At 72.6% G+C, this 23339-nt stretch carries 20 protein-coding genes; 3 read left to right on the top strand and 17 right to left on the bottom strand.

Going from position 1 to position 23339, the window contains the following annotated elements:
* Positions 1–252 precede the first annotated feature (252 nt).
* The gene (locus AC0682_RS01800) at positions 253–912 is read left to right on the top strand and encodes a DUF5995 family protein (protein ID WP_478530459.1); all 660 of its coding nucleotides are present in this window, start codon (positions 253–255) and stop codon (positions 910–912) included.
* 27 nt (positions 913–939) lie between these two features.
* Here AC0682_RS01800 and AC0682_RS01795 read toward each other — a convergent pair whose 3' ends face one another.
* From AC0682_RS01795 to AC0682_RS01775, 5 genes are all read right to left on the bottom strand, one after another.
* Entirely contained in the window at positions 940–2634 is a 1695-nt protein-coding gene (locus AC0682_RS01795; protein ID WP_478530458.1) for a flavin monoamine oxidase family protein, read from the bottom strand.
* A gap of 55 nt (positions 2635–2689) precedes the next feature.
* Positions 2690–3487: a carbon-nitrogen hydrolase family protein gene (locus AC0682_RS01790; RefSeq protein ID WP_254813015.1), complete on the bottom strand. Its 798-nt coding sequence runs from the start codon at positions 3485–3487 to the stop codon at positions 2690–2692.
* Positions 3488–3671: 184 nt separating this feature from the next.
* Entirely contained in the window at positions 3672–4130 is a 459-nt protein-coding gene (locus AC0682_RS01785; RefSeq protein ID WP_018490190.1) for an Lrp/AsnC family transcriptional regulator, read from the bottom strand.
* A gap of 139 nt (positions 4131–4269) precedes the next feature.
* Positions 4270–5727 (bottom strand): aldehyde dehydrogenase family protein, encoded by a 1458-nt coding sequence (locus tag AC0682_RS01780; protein WP_254813014.1) that lies wholly within the window; start codon positions 5725–5727, stop codon positions 4270–4272.
* 195 nt (positions 5728–5922) lie between these two features.
* Complete coding sequence (locus AC0682_RS01775) at positions 5923–7389, bottom strand: GuaB1 family IMP dehydrogenase-related protein (protein ID WP_478530457.1); 1467 nt, start codon at positions 7387–7389, stop codon at positions 5923–5925.
* Positions 7390–7708: 319 nt separating this feature from the next.
* Between AC0682_RS01775 and AC0682_RS01770 the strand changes: the two genes are divergently transcribed.
* On the top strand, positions 7709–8803 hold the full coding sequence (locus AC0682_RS01770) for a terpene synthase family protein (RefSeq protein WP_254813012.1): 1095 nt from the start codon (positions 7709–7711) through the stop codon (positions 8801–8803).
* A 79-nt stretch (positions 8804–8882) separates the two neighbouring features.
* Here the strand turns inward: AC0682_RS01770 and AC0682_RS01765 are convergent, their stop codons facing one another.
* From AC0682_RS01765 to fmt, 4 genes are all read right to left on the bottom strand, one after another.
* A complete protein-coding gene (locus AC0682_RS01765; protein WP_018490194.1) occupies positions 8883–9878 on the bottom strand; it encodes a sugar-binding transcriptional regulator in 996 nt (331 codons plus the stop codon).
* 132 nt (positions 9879–10010) lie between these two features.
* On the bottom strand, positions 10011–10694 hold the full coding sequence (gene rpe / locus AC0682_RS01760; RefSeq protein WP_254813011.1) for a ribulose-phosphate 3-epimerase: 684 nt from the start codon (positions 10692–10694) through the stop codon (positions 10011–10013).
* A gap of 159 nt (positions 10695–10853) precedes the next feature.
* A complete protein-coding gene (locus tag AC0682_RS01755; RefSeq protein ID WP_478530456.1) occupies positions 10854–12287 on the bottom strand; it encodes an RsmB/NOP family class I SAM-dependent RNA methyltransferase in 1434 nt (477 codons plus the stop codon).
* Between the two features lie 131 nt (positions 12288–12418).
* On the bottom strand, positions 12419–13351 hold the full coding sequence (fmt, locus tag AC0682_RS01750) for a methionyl-tRNA formyltransferase (protein ID WP_254813010.1): 933 nt from the start codon (positions 13349–13351) through the stop codon (positions 12419–12421).
* A 429-nt stretch (positions 13352–13780) separates the two neighbouring features.
* Here fmt and AC0682_RS01745 point away from each other — a divergent pair, with 429 nt between their 5' ends.
* On the top strand, positions 13781–14326 hold the full coding sequence (locus AC0682_RS01745; protein WP_478530455.1) for a hypothetical protein: 546 nt from the start codon (positions 13781–13783) through the stop codon (positions 14324–14326).
* Between the two features lie 377 nt (positions 14327–14703).
* On the opposite strand, the gene AC0682_RS01740 is transcribed toward AC0682_RS01745, so the two are convergent.
* From AC0682_RS01740 to AC0682_RS01705, 8 genes are all read right to left on the bottom strand, one after another.
* Complete coding sequence (locus AC0682_RS01740; protein WP_478530454.1) at positions 14704–16869, bottom strand: primosomal protein N'; 2166 nt, start codon at positions 16867–16869, stop codon at positions 14704–14706.
* Positions 16870–17025: 156 nt separating this feature from the next.
* The gene (gene metK, locus AC0682_RS01735) at positions 17026–18234 is read right to left on the bottom strand and encodes a methionine adenosyltransferase (RefSeq protein WP_254813009.1); all 1209 of its coding nucleotides are present in this window, start codon (positions 18232–18234) and stop codon (positions 17026–17028) included.
* A gap of 236 nt (positions 18235–18470) precedes the next feature.
* Entirely contained in the window at positions 18471–19679 is a 1209-nt protein-coding gene (gene coaBC, locus AC0682_RS01730) for a bifunctional phosphopantothenoylcysteine decarboxylase/phosphopantothenate--cysteine ligase CoaBC (RefSeq protein ID WP_478530453.1), read from the bottom strand.
* 146 nt (positions 19680–19825) lie between these two features.
* Positions 19826–20098 carry a DNA-directed RNA polymerase subunit omega gene (rpoZ, locus tag AC0682_RS01725; RefSeq protein ID WP_015607348.1) on the bottom strand — a complete coding sequence of 91 codons (273 nt, stop codon included), beginning with the start codon at positions 20096–20098 and terminating at the stop codon, positions 19826–19828.
* 60 nt (positions 20099–20158) lie between these two features.
* Entirely contained in the window at positions 20159–20752 is a 594-nt protein-coding gene (gene gmk / locus AC0682_RS01720; protein WP_216327851.1) for a guanylate kinase, read from the bottom strand.
* 62 nt (positions 20753–20814) lie between these two features.
* Positions 20815–21138, bottom strand: a complete 324-nt coding sequence (locus tag AC0682_RS01715) for an integration host factor (RefSeq protein ID WP_014157387.1) — start codon at positions 21136–21138, stop codon at positions 20815–20817.
* A 244-nt stretch (positions 21139–21382) separates the two neighbouring features.
* A complete protein-coding gene (pyrF, locus tag AC0682_RS01710) occupies positions 21383–22222 on the bottom strand; it encodes an orotidine-5'-phosphate decarboxylase (RefSeq protein ID WP_478530452.1) in 840 nt (279 codons plus the stop codon).
* Positions 22219–23331 carry a quinone-dependent dihydroorotate dehydrogenase gene (locus AC0682_RS01705; RefSeq protein WP_478530451.1) on the bottom strand — a complete coding sequence of 371 codons (1113 nt, stop codon included), beginning with the start codon at positions 23329–23331 and terminating at the stop codon, positions 22219–22221. The genes pyrF and AC0682_RS01705 overlap by 4 nt, the downstream gene beginning before the upstream one ends.
* Positions 23332–23339: the final 8 nt, after the last annotated feature.

The raw sequence follows: 23339 nt of genomic DNA, 5'->3' as shown, positions 1-23339 counted from the left end.
CCCGTCCGGCGGCGGTCCCGCCCCCGGGTGGCGGCCCGGCGCTCCGCCATGACCCGGGGGCGGGACAGCCCTCAGGTGCGGGACGTGGGAGTGGCGGAGGGCGGCCCTGCGGCGTGCCCGGTGGGCGGTGCGGCCTTGCGCGCGCGGGCCCGGCGCCCCTGGAACCCCTTCTCGTGCCCCGTCGTTCGTCCGTTCCGATGAACCTTGTGCCGGTGGGTGCCGTGCCCAGCCGGTGGCTGGGACGCTCCGCACATGACGCAGACCCAGCAGTTCACGGAACCGGCAGTGCGCTCCCGACCCCACCGGTGGCCGCCGGGTGACGGGGTGGGGGTCTTCCACGACGTACGGCTGGCGGTTTCGGACCGTGCCGTCCGGTCGGCGGTTCCGGAGGCGGGACACCGGCGATCCGGCTCCCTGGAGGCGCGGCTCGCGGAGCGGTGGCTGTCGGCGCTCGACGCGGCGGAGGCGGGTGGCCGGCCGACGGAGTGCTGGCGCCCGCTGTTCCGGCACCGTCACCACCCCGGCGTACGCCCGGTGCAGTTCGCGCTCGCCGGTCTCCATGCGCACATCGCGCACGACCTGGCCCTGGCCGTGGTGGACACCTGCCGTGCGCACGACTGCGGACCGGAGGCGCTGGAAGGGGAGTTCGAGCAGGTGGGTGACCACCTCACGCTGCTGGAGGAGCGGATCCACGACGAGCTGATGCCGGACCCCGAGCTTCTCCGGGTCACGGACCCGCTGACCCATCTGGTGAGCTCCTGGAGCCTGGAGCGGGCCCGTGAGGGAGCCTGGTCGACTGCCCGGGTGCTGTGGCAGCTGCGCGGAGTCCCGGCGCTGGCCGAGGAGTTCCGGCAGCGCAGCGACGCGGGCGCCGGGCTCGTGGTGCGCTTTCTGCTCACCCCGAGCCGCTGACGCCCGCGTGCGTGTACGGCCCCCGTCTCAGTCCTCCGGCAGCTCCACCGGAGCGAGCTGGTCGTAGAGGTCGCCGGGCCCGGGGTTGGTCGGGTCGGTGGCCCCGCCGAACTGGTGCATGACGCCCCACACCGCGTTCAGGGCGGTCTGTACGGCGCCCTCGGCCCAGCCGGCCGTCCAGGAGATGTCGTCCCCGGCGAGGAAGATCCCGCGCTTGTCCTCGGGCAGCCGGTCCTGCATGAAGTGGGTGAACAGCCGCCGCTGGTAGCGGTAGTGGCCGGGCAGGTTGGCCTTGAACGCGCCCATGAACCAGGGCTCGTTCTCCCAGGAGACGGTGACCGGGTTGCCGATGATGTGGCTGCGGATGTCGACGTTCGGGTAGATCTCGCCGAGCGACTTGAGCATGACCTCCATGCGCTCCTTGGGGGAGAGCGGCAGCCACTTCAGGCTGTCGTCGCACCACGTGTAGGAGAGGCAGATGACGGCGGGCTTGTCCGGGCCGTCGTCCAGGAGGTAGGTCCCCCGGGTCATCCGGTCGGTGAGCGTCATCGACATGGTGTCGCGGCCGGTGGTCTCGTCCTTGTCCAGCCAGAACGGCCGGTCGACGGGGACGAAGAGCTTGGACGACTCCATGTAGTGGGTGCGCTCCATCGCCGTCCAGTGGTCGATCGGGAAGAGCGCGTCATCGCAGTCGATCTTGGAGAGCAGCAGCCAGGACTGGCCGGTGAAGACGGCGGCCCGGAAGGTGCGGATGTCGCCGGTCGCGTCGGTGACGGTGATGCGGTTGCCCGCCGTACGGGTCAGCCGGGTCACGGCGCCGCGCGGCTCGCCGCCGTGCAGGGAGGAGAGCGAGGTGCCCTGCGGCCAATGGACGATCTTCTGCGGCTCGCGGTCCCACAGGCGCAGCGGGAGCTGCTGGCTGCCGCCGACGATGCCGCGGTGGTGGTCGTCGGCCTCGGTGTAGACGACCCGCAGGATCTCCAGGATGGAGTTGGGGAAGTCGGTGTCCCAGCCGCCGGTGCCGAAGCCGACCTGGCCGAAGATCTCGCGGTGGCGGAAGGACTTGAAGGCCTCGGACTCGCAGAGGAAGCCGTAGAAGGTCTGGTTGTCGAGCCGCTCGACGAGCTGCGACCAGATCTGGCGGATGCGCGGGACGTCGCGCTCGCGCAGCGCCCGGTTCATGTCGGAGAAGTCGGCGCCCTCCTCCAGGCAGGCGCTCCAGGCGTCGGCCACATCGCGGTAGACCTGGGGCAGGTCGTCGATGGTCTCGGCGTAGTGCGACTCGCCCTTGAGGTCCACGACGGTGGAGGGGGTGGCCGGGGAGAGCGGGTTGGGGAACGCGCGGGTCTCCAGGCCGACCAGGTCGATGTAGTGCTGGAGCGCCGTGGAGGACGGCGGGAAGCGCATGGCGCCCATCTCGGCGGTGAGCGAGGGGTCGCAGCCGTCGAAGCCGACGGTCCGCAGCCGGCCGCCGATCTGGTCGGCCTCGTAGACGACGGGCTTCAGGCCCATCTTCATGAGCTCGTACGCGGCGATGATGCCGGAGAGCCCGCCGCCGATGACGGCGACCTCCTGGCCGTGCTCGGTCGCGGGTATCTGGCCGAGGCCGGCCGGGTGGGCGAGGAAGTCGTCGTACGCGTACGGGAAGTCCGGCCCGAACATGGTGATCGGCGGGGCGGTGGCGTCGGTGTGCTGGACGGCGTTGGGCACCGTGGACGTCATGGGGTACGGACTCCTTGCGCGAGGACTGAAGGGGGAAGCGGTGGGGGGGGTGGGCTCAGCCGAGGGAGCCGTACAGACCGGGGCGGCGGTCGTGGAGGTAGGGGTTGGCGGCGCGGGAGGCGGCCAGGAGCTGCGGGTCGACCTCGCCGACGACCAGCTCCTCGGCCCGGCCGGCCCGGGTGCGCACGGTGCCGTCGGGGCCGGCCAGGCAGCTCAGCCCGACGAACTCGAACTCGCCTTCCGGGCCGGTCCGGTTGACGTACGCCACGTACATCTGGCTCTCGAAGGCCCGTACCGGGATGACGGATTCGGCGACGAACTGGAAGGGGTGCATCTGCGCGGTGGGCACCAGCAGCAGATCGGTGCCGGCCAGGGCGTGCGCCCGTACGTTCTCCGGGAACTCGACGTCGTAGCAGATCAGCAGGCCGATCCGGATACCGTCCAGCTCCGCCTGGACCACGGTCTCCTCGCCCGGGGTGAACCACTCCTGCTCGAAGCAGCCGAAGAGATGGGTCTTGCGGTAGTTCGCCAGGCGTGTGCCGTCGGGGCCGATCAGCTGGGAGGAGTTGAAGATCCGCTCGCCGTCGCGCTCCGGGTAGCCGTAGAGGACCGCGAGTCCATGGCGTACGGCGATCTCGGCGGCGGCCTGGGCACCGGGGCCGTCGACGGGCTCGGCCAGCTCGGGGACGGCGTCCCCGATGGCGTACCCGGTCAGGAACAGCTCGGGGGCGACCAGCAGCCGGGCACCGGCCGCGGCGGCGCGTGCGGCGGCCTCGTCCAGCACCTTCAGGTTCACCTCGACGGCACCGGGCCGACCGGAACTCTGGAGCAGGGCGGTACGCAACGGAGACATGGCTGACCTCGGACGGTGCGGGCGGGGTGGGGAGACGTATCGAAGGTACGTGTCGCCGCTCGGCCCGGACAAGGCGCGAGTGTTGCGCACCGACGGTCGATTCGTTGCGCCCCGGAGCCCGGTGGCGGCGAAATGTTGCGTCGGGCATCACCGCTGGTCAGCGGGGTGATGTGCGCCACCCGTCTCAGGCCGGCGGGGCCTCCGCCGAGTAGCGGCGCAGCAGCGGTGAGAGGACCAGGACGGACTTGGTCCGCTCGACGTACGGCTCGCCCGCGATCCGCTCCAGCACCTGCTCGAAGTGGCGCATGTCGGCGGCGAAGACCTGGACCACCGCGTCGGCCTCGCCGGTGACGGTGGAGGCCGAGGCGATCTCCGGATAGCGGGCGAGGCCCTGCTTGATCGCGTCGGGGGAGGTGTTGCGGCTGCAGTAGATCTCGATGAACCCCTCGGTCTCCCAGCCGAGCGCGGCCGGGTCGACCCGCACGGTGAAGCCGGTGATCGCGCCCTCGGCGCGGAGCCGGTCGACGCGGCGTTTCACGGCGGGGGCGGAGAGGCCGACGACGGCGCCGATGTCGGCGTAGGAGCGCCGGGCGTCTTCGGCGAGGGCGTGGACGATGCGTTCGTCGAGGTCGTTCAGGCGCACGTCGGGCGGTTCACTTCTCTGCGAGGGGTCCGGCTGCGGGAGGCGGCGGGTGTGCCGCCTCCCGCAGTAGACCACGAGCCGCCGGGGGCGTGCTCGGCTCAGCAGTGGGTGGCCCGTGGGCGAGAACGGGTCCCGGGGGTCAGAACGGGAACTGCGAGCGTCCGTGCTGGACGGAGATCCACTTCTGGGTGGTGAAGGCCTCCACCATCGACTCGCCGTTCAGCCGGCCGAGCCCCGAGCTCTTCTCGCCGCCGAAGGGGACGATGGGCTCGTCGTGGACGGTGCCGTCGTTGATGTGGATCATGCCGGTGTGGATGCGCCGACCGACCCGGACCCCGCGTTCGATGTTGCCGGTGTGGACGGCGCCGCTGAGGCCGTACGGGGTGTCGTTGGCGATGCGGACGGCCTCGTCCTCGCCGTCGAAGGGGACGATCAGGGCGACCGGGCCGAAGATCTCCTGCTGGAGGACGGGCGAGTCGGCGGGCAGGTCGGTGAGGACGGAGGGGCTGACCAGGTTGCCGTCGGCGCGGCCGTGGAGCAGGGCGGTGGCGCCGGACTCGACCGTCTCGTCGACGAGCCGGGACATGGACTCGGCCTGCGAGGAGTTGATCAGCGGGCCGATCTGGGTGGCCGGGTCCGCCGGGTCCCCGACGGTGAGGGAGGCGACCTTGGCGACGAACTTCTCGGTGAACTCGGCCTCGACGGCCCGGTCGACCAGGATGCGGTTGGCGGCCATGCAGACCTGGCCCTGGTGGACGTAGCGGCTGAAGACGGCCGCGTCGACGGCGTACTCCACGTCCGCGTCGTCGAGCACGATCAGGGCGCTGTTGCCGCCGAGTTCGAGTACGGCGCGCTTGAGGTTGGCGGCGCAGACGGTGGCGACGTGCCGGCCGACCTTGTCGGAGCCGGTGAAGGAGATGACCTGCGGTACGGGGTGCTCCAGCAGGGAGTCACCGATCTCCGCGATGTCGGTGACGACGACGTTGAGCAGCCCGGCGGGCAGCCCGGCGTCCTCGAAGACCTTGGCCAGCAGCGTGCCGCCGCAGATCGGGGTGTTCTGGTGCGGCTTGAGGACGACCGCGTTGCCGAGGGCGAGGGCGGGGGCGACGGACTTGAGGGAGAGCAGGAAGGGGAAGTTGAAGGGGCTGATGACACCGACGACCCCGACGGGCACCCGGTAGACGCGGTTCTCCTTGCCCTCGGTGGGCGAGGGGAGGATCTGGCCGGCCGGGCGCAGGGCGAGCTGGATGGCCTCGCGCAGGAACTCCTTGGCCAGGTGCAGTTCGAAGCCGGCCTTCAGGTGGGTGCCGCCCAGCTCCGCGACGATGGCCTCGGAGATCTCCGGCTCGCGCTCCTCGACGATCCGCAGCGCCTTCTCCAGGACTGTGCGCCGGGCGTAGGGGTTGGTGTCGGCCCACGCCTGCTGGGCGCGCTCGGCCGCGCGGTAGGCCTGGTCGACCTCCTCGGCGGTGGCCACGGGGATCGAGGCGAGCTTCTCCCCGTCGAAGGGGTTGAAGTCGATGATGTCCCAGGACCCCTTCCCCGGCCGCCACTCGCCGTCGATGTACTGATGGGCCAGGTCAGTGAAGAAGGACATGAGATCCCTTACCGCAGAGAGGGAGGCAGCTGATTGCGGTTCATATTACTTAGCTTCCAACAGAGTTGAAGCGGGATCCCAGCCACCGCGAAAGGGGGCCCGCATCGGAGGGGCACGGGCACGGGGCCCGTGACACCGCCGCCCCTTCCGGCGCGAATGACCGGAAGGGGCAGCGGTGTTGCGGATGGGGGAGGATCAACTCCAGCTGGCGTGCAGAGGCTTGCCCTCCGCGTAGCCGGCGGCGCTCTGGACGCCGACGACGGCCTTCTCGGCGAACTCCTCCAGGGAGCCCGCACCGGCGTAGGTGCAGGAGGAGCGGACGCCCGCGATGATCGAGTCGATCAGGTCCTCCACGCCCGGGCGGGCCGGGTCGAGGAACATCCGCGAGGTGGAGATGCCCTCCTCGAAGAGCGCCTTGCGGGCCCGGTCGTACGCGGACTCGTCCGACGTGCGGTTCTTCACGGCACGCGCCGAGGCCATGCCGAAGGACTCCTTGTAGGCGCGGCCGTCGGCGGACTGCTGGAGGTCGCCGGGCGACTCGTACGTCCCCGCGAACCAGGAGCCGATCATCACGTTGGACGCGCCGGCGGCGAGCGCCATGGCGACGTCGCGCGGGTGGCGGACGCCGCCGTCCGCCCAGACGTGCTTGCCGTGCTTCTTCGCTTCGGCGGCACACTCCAGGACGGCGGAGAACTGCGGCCGGCCGACGCCGGTCATCATGCGGGTGGTGCACATGGCGCCGGGGCCGACGCCGACCTTGATGATGTCGGCGCCCGCCTCGATCAGGTCGCGCACGCCCTCGGCGGCGACGATGTTGCCCGCGACGATCGGGACCTGCGGGTCCAGGGCCCGTACGGCCTTCACCGCGGCGATCATGGACTCCTGGTGGCCGTGGGCGGTGTCCACGACGAGGGTGTCGACGCCCGCGTCCAGGAGCTGCTTGGCCTTGCCCGCCACATCGCCGTTGATGCCGACGGCGGCCGCGATGCGCAGGCGGCCGCGGTCGTCGGTGGCGGGGGTGTAGAGGGTCGCGCGCAGGGCGGCCTTGCGGGTGAGGATGCCGACGAGCCGGCCGTCCCGGTCGACGGCGGGGGCGAGCTTGCGGTTGGCGCCGTCGAGCTTGTTGAAGGCGTCGCGCGGGTCGATGTCCGCGTCCAGCAGGACCAGGTCCTTGGACATGACCTCGGAGAGCTGGGTGAAGCGGTCGACGCCGGTCAGGTCGTGGTCGGTGACGACGCCGACCGGGCGGCGGTCGCCGTCCACGACGACGCCCGCGCCGTGCGCCCGCTTGGGCAGCAGGGAGAGCGCGTCGGCGACGGTCTGGCCGGGGGCCAGCTCGATCGGGGTGTCCAGGACGAGGTGGCGCGTCTTGACCCAGGTGATGACGTCGGTCACGACCTCGATCGGGATGTCCTGGGGGATGACGACGAGCCCGCCGCGGCGGGCGACGGTTTCGGCCATCCGGCGGCCCGCGATGGCGGTCATGTTCGCGACCACGAGCGGGATGGTGGTACCGGTCCCGTCCGGCGAGGAGAGGTCCACGGCCTGGCGGGAGCCGACTGCGGAGCGGCCCGGAACCATGAAGACGTCGTCGTACGTGAGGTCGTACGGAACCACGGAGGAGTCTGTGTAGCGACCGGTACCCGGCTCAAGAAAGCGCATAAATCTCATTTTTTCATACGAAACGGCGCAGGTCGTCTCCACGAAGACACAGCAAAAGACCCCCGCGTTCGTCTGTTCCTCCAAGGTGATCCTGGAGGCCTCCTGAGAGGTGACCGGGGGTCCCGGGCAAGTGGAACCTGCCTTACCCACGGACTCTACCCGAACGGGATCCGAATCATTCGTGATCAACATCCCTGGACCCGGTGACAAGGGGTCAGGTAGCTTCAAAGCCGCAGGTCTCGGGGGTGTCCGAGGTGCCGCTCCGGCACATCGGCGGCCCCCGGCACACCGTTTGACCGGAGAGGATCCAGATCCGCCTGTGGACAGCGAACTGCCGGACATCTACTGCCCGTTCCCCCAGCGGACCAACCCGCACGTCGGGCGCACCCGTGGCCATCTGGCCACCTGGGTCAGACAGACCGGTCTGGTGCACCGCGAGTCCGCGATGAGCCGCTTCGAACAAGCCGATTTCGGTGCGTTCGTCGGCATGGTCTACCCGACCGCCGAACCCGAGCACCTCGATCTGGTGGCCGACTGGTTCGTCTGGCTCTTCCTCGTCGACGACCAGCTCGACGACGGTCACCTCGGCCGCTCCCCCGAGCTGGTGCGCGCCGTGGTGGACCGGATGCGGGCCGTGGTGGACGGCAGCGCCCCGGCGCCCCTGCCGGGCGAGGAGCTGCCCGCCGCCGTGATCGCCCTGATGGACCTGTGGGAACGTACGACACCCGACGCGGCCCCCCACTGGCGGACCCGGTTCGCCTGGCACCTGGTCACCTACCTCACGACGGCCACCACCTGGGAGGCGGGCAACCGCGCCGAGGGCGTGGTGCCGTCCGAGGAGACGTACATCGCCAAGCGGCGGCACACCGGGGCCATCCACGTCTGCATGGACCTCATAGAGATCGTCGCCCGGATCGAGGCCCCGGAGTCGCTGCACAACGATCCCCGGTTCATCACCGCCCTGGAAGCCGCCTGCAACCATGTGTGCTGGGCCAACGACGTCTACTCCTTCGAGAAGGAGCAGGTGCTCGGCGAGATCCACAACCTCGTCCACCTGGTCCGCCACCACCGGGGCTTCGGCGAGCAGCAGGCGCTGGACCATGTGGCGGAGCGGCTGGCGCTGGAGACCGAGCGGTTCCTGACCGCCGAGGACGAACTGCTGGAGCTGTATCCGGAGCTGATCGGGCTGCTGGTGCCGTATCTGGAGGGGATGCGCAGCTGGATGCGCGGGAACCTGGACTGGTCGCGCCTGACCCCGCGCTACAACCCGGCCGACGTGGGCCAGTACGAGGAGCCGGAGCAGTATCTGGAGGAGACCGTGCTGGGCATCGCACCCGACCCCGCGGAGGCCGCACCGAGCGCGGCGGAGCTCCCGCGCCAGGCGTGCGCCGCGGAGGCCCCGCGCCAGGGGTGAGGCGCTGAGGCGATCGGCGCTACGGGAGAAGGCCGGGCACCTCCAAGGGTGTCCGGCCTCCTTCGCTGCGCGCCCGGGGTCACTCCCCGTCCGGGTCCGCCCGCTCCAGCGCCGGGCGCACCCCGGCGGCCGACTCGGTGAGCAGATAGTCGGCGGCGGCGGTGTCCGTCACCAGGCTGGTGACCAGCCCCGACCGGAGTACGGCCCCGATCGCGGCCGCCTTGCGCAGACCGCCCGCGATCGCCACCACCTCGGGGATGCGGCGCAGCCGGTCCGCCTCCACCGTGATGCAGCGCTCGCCCAGATCGCGCCCGACCCGGCGGCCGTCGGCGTCGAAGAGGTGCGCGGACATCTCGGCGGCGACGCCGAGCGAGGCGTAATGGGCGCGCTCCTCGTCGGAGAGCATGTCGTGGACCGTGGAGATACCCGGCTCCCAGGAGCCGATCGAGACGGCCGCGACGGTGACCTTGTCGAAGTACTCGAAGGCGCGGGCGATACCCGTCTGCTCGCGCAGGGCCGCGGCCGTGGCCGGGTCGGGCAGCAGCATCGGGGCGTAGATCGGGTGGGCCTCGCCGCCGGAGACCTGGGCGGCCCGGCGGACCGCCTCGACCGAGCCGCGCTCGGCGGTGCCCGCGTCGTACACCCCGGTCAGCTGGACGACCGTGCAGGGCGGGAGCCGGTCGAGCGCCGCCGCCATGTGGATGGTGGAGCGGCCCCAGGCCAGGCCCAGCACATCGCCCTCGGCCACCAGCTCACCGAGGAGGTCGGCCGCGACCTCGCCCAGGTTCTCCGGGTCGGGGGCGTCGTCCTGCTCCTCGGCCGGGGACTCGACGACGACCGCGTGGCGCAGCCCGTAGCGGGCCCGGAGCGCGTCGGAGCGTTCGGCGTCCAGCTCGGCCGGCACCCGGATCTCGATCCGTACGAGATCACGTTCCAGGGCCGTCTCCAGGACCCGGGCCACCTTGAAGCGGCTGACGCCGAACTCCTCGGCGATCTGGATCTTGGACTTGCCCTCCAGGTAGAACCGGCGGGCCATGGCCGCCGCCTGCACCAGCTCCGCGGGTCCCATCCGCATGGCTGACCGACCCGCCGAGATGCCAGACACCGCGATCTCCTCACTGCTGTTCACACGCCCGATACGCCTTCATCCTGTCAGATCCGGCGATCCTTGATCAGCCCCGTCGGGCCGCGTTCATCTGCCCTTTGCTCAGTGGCCGCACGCCCAGGGCGCGGCCGCCGTGACCGCCTCCGCCTGCGCCCGCAGACCCCGCACCGCCGCCGCCGGGTCCTCGGCCCCGTACACCGCCGACCCCGCGACGAAGACGTCGGCGCCCGCCTCGGCGCACCGCTCGATCGTGGTGGCGGAGACCCCGCCGTCGACCTGGAGCCACAGCTCCAGACCGTGCTTGCTGATCAGCTCCCGGGTGCGGCGGATCTTCGGCAGCATGATGTCCAGGAAGGCCTGGCCGCCGAAGCCCGGCTCGACCGTCATGATCAGCAGCATGTCCAGCTCGGGGAGCAGGTCCTCGTACGGCTCGACGGGCGTGGCGGGCTTGAGCGCCATCGACGCCCGCGCCCCCTTCGCCCGGATCTCCCGCGCCAGGCGCACCGGCGCCGCGGCGGCCTCGGCGTGGAAGGTGACCGACCCGGCGCCCGCCTCCACGTAACTCGGGGCCCAGCGGTCCGGGTCCTCGATCATGAGGTGGCAGTCCAGCGGGGTGTCCGTGGCCTTGCCCAGCGCCTCGACGATCGGCACACCGAGGGTCAGGTTGGGCACGAAGTGGTTGTCCATCACGTCGACATGGAGCCAGTCCGCGCCTTCGACCGCCTTCGCCTCCTCGGCGAGACGGGCGAAATCGGCGGACAGGATGCTGGGGTTGATCTGCGCCATGCCCCCAAGCCTGCCATGTTCCGCGCCGGTTCCTCGCCTCGGCGGTCGCCAGAGGCTCACCCGGCCCTCACAGTTCGCACATTCTGCGCATTTTGCCAGCGCTTTACCGTTCTTTTGCCATGCGAGGGGGGCGGGAGGGGCCGGTTGTCAGGGCGGTATTCAGCCGGTCCTGCGCAGCAGAGCGAGATACATGGCGTCGGTCCCGTGCAGGTGCGGCCAGAGCTGGACGTCGGGTCCGTCGCCCAGCGCGGGCACGCCCGGCATCAGCGGACGGGCATCGACCCACTCGGCCTCCACCGGCTCGCCGCCGCGCCCCTTCAGCACGTCCTCGACGACCACCCGGGTCTCCGCGAGGTGCGGCGAGCAGGTGGCGTAGCCGACGACGCCCCCGACCCGTACGGCCTGCAACGCCTCGCGCAGCAGGGCGCGTTGGAGCGGCGAGAAGGCCTCCAGGTCCTCCGCTCGGCGCCGCCAGCGGGCCTCGGGGCGGCGGCGGAGCGCGCCCAGGCCGGAGCACGGCACGTCCATGAGGATGCGGTCGAAGGTGCCGGGGAGCCACGGCGGGCGGGTGCCGTCGGCGGTGACCACCTGGTACGGACCCGGGTTGCCGGCCAGCGCCCGCTCGACCAGCCGGGCGCGGTGCGGCTGCTTCTCGGCGGCGAGCAGGGTGGCGCCCCGCTCGGCGGCGAGGGCGGCGAGCAGGGCGGCCTTGCCTCCGGGGCCCGCGCAGCCGTCCAGCCAGCGGGTGTCCCGGCCCTCCACGGGGACGGCCGCCAGCGCCGCGGCCACGAGCTGGCTGCCCTCGTCCTGGACGCCCGCCCGGCCCTCCTGGACCGCCGCCAGGGCCCCGGGCTCGCCGCCCTCGGCCATCCGCACGGCGTACGGGGACCAGCGGCCCGGCAGCGCGTTCTCGTCGCCGAGCGCCTCGACCAGCTCCTCGGTGGTGGAGCGGCCGGGACGGGCCACCAGCGTCACCTCGGGCCGCTCGTTGTCGGCCTCCAGCAGGTCCTCGATCCCGGCCCGGCCGCCGCCGAGCGCGTCCCAGAGCGCCGAGACGACCCAGCGCGGGTGGGAGTGGACGACCGCGAGGTGGTCCTCGGCGTCCTCGTCGTAGGGCGGCGCGACCTTCTCCACCCAGCCGTCCAGGTCGTGCGCGGATACCTTGCGCAGCACCGCGTTGACGAACTTCGCCCGTCCCTCGCCCAGTACCACCCGGGCCAGCTCCACGCTGGCGGAGACGGCCGCGTGGGTGGGGATGCGGGTGCCCAGCAGCTGGTGGACGCCCATGTTCAGCACGTCCAGCACCGGCGGGTCGACCTCGCGGAGCGGCCGGTCGATGCAGGCCGCCACGATCGCGTCGTACGTGCCCTGGCGGCGCAGCGTCCCGTAGACCAGCTCGGTCGCCAGCGCCGCGTCCCGGCCGTCGAAGTCGCCCTTGGCGCGGGCCTTCTTCAGCAGCGGCGGCAGCACGAGGTTGGCGTACGCGTCCCGCTCGTCGACGGCCCGCAGCGCCTCGAAGGCGAGGAAGCGAACGGGGTCCTTCTTGGGACGGCGGTGGGGCTTGGCGGGACGGCGACGCGGCTGGTCGTTCACGTGGAAGGTGCTCCGCTGAGGGTGAGGGGACGAACCCTCCCAGCGTACGTCGCCGCCGTCGGGCACCCGAACGGGCGCCCGGAACCCGGAAGCGGGCCTCGGAGGCCGAGCACCTCGCCGGAGAGCGGGGCTCAGAGGCCCAGCAGCTCGCCGGGGGCGATCCGGACGCCGCGCGCCCAGTCGGCGGCCTTCATCGGCTTCTTGCCCTGCGGCTGGACCCAGAGCAGCTCGACGGCGTGCGAGCCGGTGCCCGCGTACACGTTGTTCTTCGCCGCCGACAGCTCGCCGGGCGCCAGGTCGGTACGGTCCAGGACGGGCGTGGCCTGGACGAGCTTGAGCCGCTCGCCCCGGAACAGGGTCCAGGCACCGGGCGCGGGGGTACAGCCGCGCACCACGCGGTCGACGCGCAGGGCGGGAGCCGACCAGTCCACCTGGGCGTCCTCCACGGTGATCTTCGGGGCGAGGGTGACACCTTCGTGGGGCTGGGGTACGGCGTGCAGGGTGCCGTCCTCGATGCCGTCCATGGTGGCCGCGAGCAGCCCGGCCCCGGCGAAGGCGAGCCGGGTGAGCAGGTCGCCGCTGGTGTCGGTGGGGCGGATCTCCTCGGTGAGGACCCCGTAGACCGGCCCGGAGTCGAGCCCCTCCTCGATGAGGAAGGTGGAGGCGCCGGTCACCTCGTCGCCGGCCATCAGGGAGTGCTGCACGGGTGCGGCACCGCGCCAGGCGGGCAGCAGCGAGAAGTGCAGGTTGACCCAGCCGCGGGCGGGGACGTCCAGGGCCACCTTGGGCAGCAGGGCCCCGTAGGCGACGACCGGGCAGCAGTCCGGGGCGATCTCGCGCAGCCGGGCGAGGAACTCCCCGTCGCGGGGCTTCACCGGCTTGAGCACCTCGATCCCGGCCTCGGCCGCCCGCTCGGCCACCGGGCTGGCCACCAGTCGGCGTCCGCGTCCGGCGGGGGCGTCGGGGCGGGTCACGACGGCGGCCACCTCGTGGCGGTCGGAGGCGATCAGGGCGTCCAGGGCGGGGACGGCGACCTCGGGGGTGCCGGCGAAGACGAGCTTCATGGGTGGCTGACTGCCTCTCGGGCTTCTCGGACTCCTGCGCCTCTCGGGCGGGCCAGGACGTACGGTGACGAGCAGCACACCAGTCTAGGGGGTGGCCCCAGGGACGCACGGGGGGCTGTGGGCGCGCTGCCGATCAGGGGGCCGGCCGCTTCGCCTTCCCGGCGATCGGGGGGCTCGACCACCGTCAGCGCACCGGCCATCGGGGGCGCTCGCCCGCTGCGAGCGCACCGGTGATCAGGGGGCTCAGTCGCTCCCGCCCGCCCCGCGATCAGGGGGCGCACGTGCGCCGCGCACGCCCCGTGCATATGCACATACGCCCCGATAGCGTGACCACATACCCGGCTCGGGCGTTGGTCAAAGGAGATTGACCGAAGCGGGTCGCCCCGATGCGGCCCGATCCCTTTCAACGCCGGTTCGAGAGGCTTCTTCATGGCCGACCACGCAACCCACGACGCCCAAGCGCGGGCCAGCCTGCATCTCCTGGTGCGGGACATCGAGCGGGTCCGGCGGCAGGTGGACGCGCTGCGCACACTCACCGCCCAGCTGGGCAACGTCTACCGCCCGCGCCGCTCCGGCCCCTCCGCGGGCTTCGTCGTCTACGGCAGGGCCCCGGCCCCCACCGTCCGCCTCGCCCAGGAGCTGCGGGACAGCGTCGAGACCCTGGTCACCGCGGCGGTGGACTTCGACCGCTCGCTCGGCTTCTCCTGGGACGCGGTGGGCTCGGCGCTGGGGGTCACCAAGCAGGCGGTGCACCGCCGTTACGGCACGCGCCGGGCCACCGCGCAGTCGGGGGCCGCCGAGACGAAGGCCGACGCCACGACGGCCCCCCGCCCGGTCGTCGTGGGCCCGGGCGGGGGATCCGCCGTGCCCACGGTCCCCGCGGCCCGCTCGATGCCGCCGCAGCCGTCGGCGGTCCAGCAGCCGCTCCGCGAGGAGCTGCGCCCCGGGGCCTTCCCTGGCCCGCGCAACGGCTGACCCCAGGGCCTGCCTGACACGTACGCCCCGGAGCGGCGGTCTCCCCGGCCCGCCGCCCCGCACTCGTGACCGACCCCGGAGACGCCCCCGCTGGGCGGATGAGCCCCCGGCCTCGGGTCGGCACGGCTCCGGACCCGCCTGCCCGTCGCCGGCTCGGCCACCGGCCGCTTCCCGCGCTCCCGGCCCGGACCGGCGGGGCCCTTCAGCCGAGGACGGTCCCTGCCTGGCGTCCTGGCCGACACGGCTCCGTACCGCCCGCTCGGCCCTCTCCCCCGCCCGGCGCGACCGGCCGGGCGCTCCTCCGCCGCTGCCGCGGACCGGACCCGCGCCGCGGGCCCGTCCGCGCGAGCCCACGGCAGGACCTGCCGCCCCTCAGCTCACCCGATGTCCGGCGGATCGATCCTGATCCGCACCTGTTCTCCCCCGCCCTTGGCTGTCCGCGCCGCCTGGGCCGCCTTCAGGGCGCCCGCGAGCGCCGCCCCGCGCCCTGGCACCACCCGGATCAGGACGCGCTCCCAGCTCTCGCCCACCGGGGCGTCCGAGGGGCGGCGGGGGCGGCCGGGCTCGGTGGACGGGACCGGGACCGGGCCCAGGATCTCGGCCTCCGGCGGCAGGGCGGCGGTGTCGAGGAAGGACGCCAGGGCCTCGGCGGGGCCGGTCACCGATGCCATCCGGGATACCGGGGGGAAGCGCAGCTCGGCCCGGTCCGCCAGCTCACGGCGGGCGAACCCGGCCGGATCCCAGCGGACCAGGGCCTGCACCGGCCGCAGCGTGGGCTCGGCGACGATCACCACCGTGCCGCCTTCGTCCTGCCCGCGCACCAGCGCCCCGGCCGCCGTCCACCGGCGCAGCGCCTCCTCCCCCGCCCGCAGGTCGGGTCTGCCGAGCATGGCCCAGCCGTCCAGAAGGAGCGCCGCCGCATAGCCGCCCTCGGCCACGGGCTCGGCGCCGGGTGTGGAGACGACCAGGGCGGGGGCGGCGGGCACCGCGTCCAGGATGTGGTCGCGCCCCGAGGTGCGGACGGGCACGGCGGGAAAGGCCCGGCCCAGCTCCTCGGCGGTGCGGCGGGCGCCGACGATCCGGGCGCGCAGCCGGTTCGAGCCGCACTCCGCGCAGTGCCAGGCGCGCTCGGCCTGTCCGCACCAGGCGCAGTTCAGATCCTGCTGGTCCGGGGCTTCCAGGGGTCCGGCGCAGTGGCGGCAGCGGGCGGGGGTGCGGCAGCGTTCGCAGGCGAGGCGGGGCGCGTACCCGCGGCGGGGCACCTGGACCAGGACCGGACCGGTGCGCAGGCCGTCGCGCACGGTCTGCCAGGCGAGGCTGGGCAGCCGGGCGGAGCGGGCGGCGCCGTCCCGGGCCAGCTCGCCGTCCCCGACCGTACGTATCAGGGGCGCGGCCCGCCGCAGTTGCTCCCGGTCCGCGAGGAGGGGCAGCGCCCAGCCGCTCTCCACGAGCTGGGCGGCCTCGACCGTGCAGCCGATCCCGCCGAGCAGGAAGGCGCACCGGCCCTGGGCGGCCCGCAGCTCCAGGACCTCGCGGACGTGCGGGAAGGGGGCGTTGGTGTCGCTGTGGCTGGCGTCCCCGTCGTCCCAGACGGCGACCAGCCCGAGGTCCCGGACGGGGGCGAACATGGCGGCCCGGGTGCCGACGACCGCCCGCACGGAGCCCCGGCGCACCGCGAGCCACTGGCGGTAGCGTTTCTCTGGGCCGGAGTCGGCGGTGAGCAGGGCGTGCCGTCCGGCGCCGAGCACCTCGGTCAGGGCGGCGTCGACCCGTCCGGCGGCCCGCCCGTCCGGGACGACGACGAGCGCGCCGCGCCCCGAGGAGAGCGTGGCGGCGACGGCACGGCCGATCTCGGCGGGCCAGTGCGGGCCGGGCAGGGCCGTCCAGACTGCCCGGGGCGCGCCCCCCTCGGCCAGGGCGCGCAGGAAGGCGGGGCCCTGGCCGTACCGCTCCCAGGTGCCCGGATCCGGGGGCGGGGGCGGCGGCAGCGGGTCCGGAGAGGGTCTGGACTCGGCGCGGCCGTTGCGGGGCGGCACTGCGAGCTGGAGGACGTCGGCGAGGCTGCCGGCGTACCGGTCGGCCACCGCGCGGGAGAGGGCGAGCAGCTCGGGCCCGAGGACGGGCTCCGGGGAGACCACATAGGCGAGGGCGGCCAGCGCGCCCTGGTAGTCGGACTCGGCACGGCGCTCGACGATGAACCCGTCGATCAGGCCGCCGCCCTCGCGCCGCCCGCCCTGCACGTTGCGCCGCCCGGCACCGAACCGCACCCGCACCCGCACCCCGGGCTGCGCGTCGGCGTCCAGTTCCGCCGGGACCGCGTAGTCGAAGAACTGGTCCAGGTGCAGGACCCCCTTGTTGACCAGCACCCGGGCCACGGGCAGCCGCTCGGCCAGCGCGGCCCCCCGCCAGGTGCGCGGCTTGGCGCGCGGCACCTTGGCCCGGCGGACGGTCTCCCGGATCAGCGCAAGCTGCTCCGGCGCCCCGGCGCCGGGCTCGGCCGCCCCGGCGCCCGGGTCGGCGGACTGCTCGTTCTCGCTGCTCACAGCCACAGTCCTACCAGACGGCAGTGACAGCGTCGGTCCCGCGCGGACGGCGGAGCGGCGGCCGGGCACAGCAGCGGGGCCCGGCCACCGCGTTCGGTGTCCGGGCCCCGCTGTCGCTCGTCGGCGACGCTCTGCGGTCCTTGCGGACCGGCGGCGTTACAGACCGGCGGCCGCGCGGAGGGCGTCCACGCGGTCGGTGCGCTCCCAGGTGAAGTCGGGAAGCTCGCGGCCGAAGTGCCCGTACGCGGCGGTCTGGGCGTAGATCGGGCGGAGCAGGTCGAGGTCCCGGATGATCGCGGCCGGGCGCAGGTCGAAGACCTCGGCGATCGCGTTCTCGATCTTCTCCGTGTCGATGGCGGCGGTGCCGAAGGTCTCGACGAAGAGACCGACCGGCTCGGCCTTGCCGATCGCGTACGCGACCTGGACCTCGCAGCGGCTGGCGAGACCGGCGGCCACCACGTTCTTCGCCACCCAGCGCATCGCGTACGCCGCCGAGCGGTCGACCTTGGACGGGTCCTTGCCGGAGAAGGCGCCGCCGCCGTGGCGGGCCATGCCCCCGTAGGTGTCGATGATGATCTTGCGTCCGGTGAGGCCGGCGTCGCCCATCGGGCCGCCGATCTCGAAGCGGCCGGTCGGGTTCACCAGGAGGCGGTAGCCCTCGGTGTCCAGCTTGATGCCGTCCTCGACGAGCTGCGCGAGCACGTGCTCGACGACGAACTCGCGGATGTCGGGCGCGAGCAGCGAGTCCAGGTCGATGTCGCTGGCGTGCTGCGAGGAGACGACCACGGTGTCCAGGCGGACCGCCTTGTCACCGTCGTACTCGATGGTGACCTGGGTCTTGCCGTCGGGGCGGAGGTAGGGGATGGTCCCGTTCTTCCGCACCTCGGACAGGCGCCGCGAGAGGCGGTGCGCGATGTGGATCGGGAGCGGCATCAGCTCCGGGGTCTCGTCGCAGGCGTACCCGAACATCAGGCCCTGGTCGCCGGCGCCCTGCTTGTCGAGCTCGTCCTCGTCGCCCTCGACCCGCTTCTCGTACGCGGTGTCGACACCCTGGGCGATGTCCGGCGACTGGGCTCCGATCGAGACCGAGACGCCGCAGGAGGCACCGTCGAAGCCCTTCTTGGAGGAGTCGTAGCCGATCTCCAGCACCTTGTTGCGCACGAGGTTGGGGATGTCGGCGTAGGCCTTGGTCGTGACCTCGCCCGCGACATGCACCAGACCGGTGGTGATCAAGGTCTCGACGGCGACGCGCGAGGCGGGGTCCTCGCGCAGGAGCGCGTCGAGAATCGTGTCGCTGATCTGGTCAGCGATCTTGTCGGGATGACCCTCGGTGACGGATTCCGAGGTGAAGAGACGGCGGGACACATCGCTCCCTGGGGTTGCAGCGGCTGCTGGCTGATCATGGGCGGTACGTCCGAGAGCTGCGCTCGGCACGCACCGTCGACCAGTTTATCGGTCACGCCCGGCGCGCGGGGCATCCGTCTCGCCCCTTGGAGCGCGACAGCCCGTGACACGGCGGACACCTGAAGGATAATCCACCCTCCCGGACGGGAGTTACATCCCGTTATGAGCCATTTTCAGCTCGACGGAGGGGGCGATTGTCACATCTTCCGCAACCGGGCCGCAACGAGATCCCAGACCGTGTCCGCGAGCGCTTCCTTCGGTCCGTAGGGCACCGGGGTCTCCGTCCCGTCCGCCCCGAGGACGACCGCCTCGTTCTCCTCGGAGCCGAAGGTCTTGCGCTCCCCCACCTCGTTGACCACGAGCAGGTCGCACCCCTTGCGGCGGAGTTTGGCCCGGCCGTTGGCGAGGACGTCGTCGGTCTCGGCGGCGAAGCCCACCACGAGCTGGGCGGGGCGGGCCCGCTCGGCGGCGACCTCGGCGAGGATGTCGGGGTTGCGGACCAGGGGGACGGTGGGCGCCTCTTCGCCCTCCGTCTTCTTGATCTTGCCGGGAGCGTACGCGGCGGGCCGGAAGTCGGCCACCGCCGCCGCCATCACCACGACGTCCGCACCGGATGCCGCCTTCAGGACGGCCTCGCGCAGCTGGACGGCCGTCCCCACCCGCACGACGTCGGCCCCGGCCGGGTCGGGCAGCTGGGTGTTGGCCTCGACCAGGGTGACGCGGGCGCCCCGGGCCACGGCGGTACGCGCCAGCGCGTACCCCTGCTTGCCGGAGGACCGGTTGCCGAGGTAGCGCACCGGGTCCAGGGGCTCGCGGGTGCCGCCGGCGCTGATCACCACATGGCGGCCCGCGAGATCGGGCTCGGTGACCCCGCGCGACAGCATCCGGCGGCAGACCTCGAAGATCTCGCCCGGGTCGGGCAGCCGGCCCTTGCCGGTGTCGACGCCGGTGAGCCGCCCGACGGCGGGCTCGATGACGACGGCGCCCCGGCGGCGCAGGGTGGCGACGTTCTCCTGGGTGGCCGGGTGCTCCCACATCTCCGTGTGCATCGCGGGGGCGAAGACCACCGGACAGCGGGCGGTCAGGAGCGTGTTGGTGAGCAGGTCGTCGGCGAGCCCGTGGGCGGCCTTGGCCAGCATGTCGGCGGTGGCCGGGGCGACGACGACGAGGTCGGCACCCTGCCCGATCCGCACGTGGGGCACCTCGTGCACCTCGTCCCAGACCTGGTCGGAGACGGGGTGGCCGGAGAGCGCGGACCAGGTGGCGGCACCGACGAAGTGCAGGGAAGCGGCGGTCGGGACGACCCGTACATCGTGCCCGGACTCGGTCAGCCGACGCAGCAGCTCGCACGCCTTGTAGGCGGCGATGCCCCCGCTGACCCCCAGGACGACCTTCGGCTTGTCCACTGCGTCTCCCCGCACTCGGCAACGTTAAGAACGTGCCCCCATGCTGCCTCACCGCACCGAGCGTGTTCACCCGGCCCCGGACACACCTCAGGCCCGGCGGGCGGGCCGCCGGGCCTGAGATGGAACGAGGTGCGTGCCGTCCTTGCCTACTGGGCGGGGCCTTCGATGGGCTCCGAGGTCAGCAGGCCCGCGTTGATCTCGCGGAGCGCGATCGACAGCGGCTTCTCGTGCACGTGGGTGTCGACGAGCGGACCGACGTACTCGAGGAGACCCTCACCGAGCTGCGAGTAGTACGCGTTGATCTGACGCGCGCGCTTCGCGGCGTAGATGACCAGGCTGTACTTCGAGTCGGTGGCCTCGAGGAGCTCATCAATCGGCGGGTTGATGATGCCCTCGGGCGTGGTGATGGAAGAGGACACTCTCTGCCTTCCGAAGGGGGTGTAGATCAAAGATCAGGGGATCTGGACGATCACGGAGATCTAAGCCTGAAGCATCAAGGCTAGCAGCTCGCGGGCCACGTCCTCGACGGAGGTGTTGACGAGCGTCGTATCGAACTCGGCCTCGGCGGCCAGTTCCACCCGGGCGGCGGCGAGTCGGCGCTCGATGACCTCGGGCGCCTCGGTGCCCCGGCCGGTGAGCCGGCGGACCAGCTCCTCCCAGCTCGGAGGGGCCAGGAAGACCAGGCGCGCGTCGTCCATCGACTGACGGACCAGCCGGGCGCCCTGGAGGTCGATCTCCAGCAGGACCGGCTCCCCCGCCTCCAGGCGGTCGAGCACCGCCCGGCGCGGCGTGCCGTAGCGGTTGCCCGCGAACTCGGCCCACTCCAGCAGCTCACCGTTGGCGATGAGCTTGTCGAACTCCTCGTCGTCCACGAAGAAGTAGTGGACGCCGTTGCGCTCCCCGGGGCGGGGCTTGCGGGTCGTCGCCGACACCGACAGCCAGACCTCGGGGTGCACGGAGCGCATATGGGCGACGACCGTACTCTTGCCGACCCCGGAGGGGCCGGAGAGCACGGTCAGCCGCGGACGTACGTCCGGGGGTACGGGGGACGTCCCCCGGGATGTTGCAGCCATGGACCGATTATCCAGGTTCTCAGGGGTGCCTGAGAACGCCGGGCGGAACGGCGGCCGGAACGTCAGGCGGCGCTGCCTCCGAACTCGCGCTCCAGGGACGCGATCTGGTTGGAGCCGAGCCCCCGTACCCGGCGGCTCTCGGAGATGCCGAGACGCTCCATGATCTGCTTGGCGCGGACCTTGCCGACGCCGGGCAGGGACTCCAGCAGGGCGGAGACCTTCATCTTCCCGATGACGTCGTTCTCCTGGCCCTGCTTGATGACCTCGTGGAGGGAGGCGCCGGAGTGCTTGAGTCGATTCTTGACCTCGGCCCGCTCCCGGCGAGCCGCGGCGGCCTTTTCGAGCGCGGCTGCGCGCTGTTCAGGGGTAAGGGGCGGAAGAGCCACGCCTACGTCACCTCGGATGTCGATCTGTCGGATACGGACCGGTGGGGAAGCTGGACGCCCTCCACCAGGTGAGCGACGAACACACTGTGCTCGGTCGCTCTCGACGGAGACTAGCGGCCAGGGCCGCCGTAGTCAGCGAGAACAGACGAAAAGTCCTGGTCAGCCTTGGCCGACCAGGACATTTACCGCATAACCACCGGGTTTCCGGTCAGTAACTCGTCAACAGCCCGTAAACATGCCAGGGTCAACTGCCGGAGACGGCTCCGCGGACCTCGTCCGCGAACCGCGCGGCGGCTTCGCGCAGCCCTGACGCGTCCGGACCGCGGCGCAGCACCCCCCTGCTCACGCTCGGCACCACGTTGCCGACCGCCGCCCCGAAGACCCCCGGAAGGTCCGCCGGGGTCGCCCCCTGGGCGCCGATGCCGGGGGCGAGGAGCGGTCCGTTGATCGCCAGGTCCACCCCCGCGTCCCCGAGCGTCGCCCCGACCACCGCGCCGACCGAGCCCATCGGGGCCGCGCCCGCGTTCTCCGCCGCCATGTGGTCGAGCATCAGCTGCGCCAGCGAGCGGCCGTCGGCGGCCGTGGCCCGCTGGACCTCGGCGCCCTCCGGGTTGGAGGTGAGCGCGAGGACGAAGACGCCCGCACCGCAGGCGGCGGCCGCGTCCAGCGCCGGGCGCAGTGAACCGAACCCGAGGTACGGGGAGACCGTGACGGCGTCGGAGAAGAGCGGGGAGTCCTGGTCCAGGTAGGTCGCCGCGTAGGCCCCCATGGTGGAGCCGATGTCGCCGCGCTTGGCGTCCATCAGGACCAGCGCCCCGGCGGACCGTGCCTCGGCGACGGCCTTCTCCAGTACGGCGATGCCACGCGAGCCGAACCGTTCGAAGAACGCCGACTGCGGCTTCAGGACGGCGACCCGGTCGGCCAGCGCCTCCACGACGGTCCGGGTGAAGCGCTCAAGGCCCGCGACGTCGTCGTTCAGCCCCCAGGAGGTGAGCAGCGAGGCGTGCGGGTCGATACCGACGCAGAGCGGTCCGCGGGTGTCCATGGCGAGGCGCAGCCGGGCGCCGAAGGGTTCGGGGGTCACAGGGCGGCCTTCTTCCGGGTATCGGCGCCGACGGCCTCGGCGAGGGTGGCGTACGGGGACGCGGCGAGCCGGGCGGCGAGGCCCTTGTGAACGGCCCGGGCGTAGAAGGGGCCCTCGTAGATGAAGGCGCTGTAGCCCTGCACGAGGGTGGCACCGGCCAGGATGCGCTGCCAGGCGTCCTCGGCGCTCTCGACGCCCCCGACCCCCACCAGGGTGATCCGGTCCCCCACACGGGCGTACAGGCGGCTCAGGACCTCCAGGGAGCGCTCCTTGAGGGGCGCCCCGGAGAGCCCACCGGTCTCGCCCACCAGCTCCGGGGCGGACTTCAGCCCGAGCCCCTCGCGGGCGATGGTGGTGTTGGTCGCGATGATCCCGTCGAGCCCCAGCTCCACGGCGAGGTCCGCGACCGCGTCCACGTCCTCGTCCGCGAGGTCCGGGGCGATCTTGACGAGCAGCGGTACGCGACGCCCGGTGACGGTGCGGTCGGCGGCCTCCCGTACGGCGGTGAGCAGGGGGCGCAGGGACTCGGTGGCCTGGAGGTTGCGAAGACCCGGGGTGTTGGGCGAGGAGACGTTGACGACGAGGTAGTCGGCGTGGGCGGCCAGCCGCTCGGTCGACTTCACGTAGTCGGCGGCGGCCTCGTCCTCCGGCACGACCTTGGTCTTGCCGATGTTGACGCCGACCGTGGTGCGGAAGACCGGGTTACGGGACGCGAGCCGGGCGGCGACGGCGGCCGAGCCCTCGTTGTTGAAGCCCATGCGGTTGATCAGCGCCCGGTCCGCGACGAGCCGGAAGAGGCGCTGCTTGGGGTTGCCGGGCTGCGGCTCACCGGTGACGGTACCGATCTCGACGTGGTCGAAGCCGAGCATCGCCATGCCGTCGATCGCGACCGCGTTCTTGTCGAAGCCGGCGGCCAGCCCGAAGGGACCGTGCATCCGCAGGCCGAGCGCCTCGGTGCGCAGCTCCTTGTAGCGGGGCGCGAGAGCGGCGGCGACGAAGGTACGCAGGACGGGGACGCGGGCGACGAGGCGGATCCAGCGGAAGGCGGTGTAGTGGGCCTTCTCGGGATCCATCCGCTTGAAGACCAGCCGGAAGAAGAACTTGTACATGGGGAGAT

Source organism: Streptomyces sp. NPDC043746, assembly GCF_056436485.1.
Note: the sequence above shows the minus strand (reverse complement) of the source record. Positions and strands in the feature narration are given on the sequence as shown.

Bases quoted from the DNA above. Each gene is read 5' to 3' on its own strand.
- AC0682_RS01790 (WP_254813015.1), bottom strand. From the start codon at position 3,487: ATGTCTCCGTTGCGTACCGCCCTGCTCCAGAGTTCCGGTCGGCCCGGT.
- rpe (WP_254813011.1), bottom strand. From the start codon at position 10,694: ATGGCGCAGATCAACCCCAGCATCCTGTCCGCCGATTTCGCCCGTCTC.
- AC0682_RS01745 (WP_478530455.1), top strand. From the start codon at position 13,781: ATGGCCGACCACGCAACCCACGACGCCCAAGCGCGGGCCAGCCTGCAT.
- fmt (WP_254813010.1), bottom strand. From the start codon at position 13,351: ATGAAGCTCGTCTTCGCCGGCACCCCCGAGGTCGCCGTCCCCGCCCTG.
- AC0682_RS01780 (WP_254813014.1), bottom strand. From the start codon at position 5,727: ATGTCCTTCTTCACTGACCTGGCCCATCAGTACATCGACGGCGAGTGG.
- AC0682_RS01800 (WP_478530459.1), top strand. From the start codon at position 253: ATGACGCAGACCCAGCAGTTCACGGAACCGGCAGTGCGCTCCCGACCC.
- AC0682_RS01775 (WP_478530457.1), bottom strand. From the start codon at position 7,389: ATGCGCTTTCTTGAGCCGGGTACCGGTCGCTACACAGACTCCTCCGTG.
- AC0682_RS01765 (WP_018490194.1), bottom strand. From the start codon at position 9,878: ATGCGGATGGGACCCGCGGAGCTGGTGCAGGCGGCGGCCATGGCCCGC.
- AC0682_RS01795 (WP_478530458.1), bottom strand. From the start codon at position 2,634: ATGACGTCCACGGTGCCCAACGCCGTCCAGCACACCGACGCCACCGCC.
- gmk (WP_216327851.1), bottom strand. From the start codon at position 20,752: ATGGCTGCAACATCCCGGGGGACGTCCCCCGTACCCCCGGACGTACGT.
- AC0682_RS01705 (WP_478530451.1), bottom strand. From the start codon at position 23,331: ATGTACAAGTTCTTCTTCCGGCTGGTCTTCAAGCGGATGGATCCCGAG.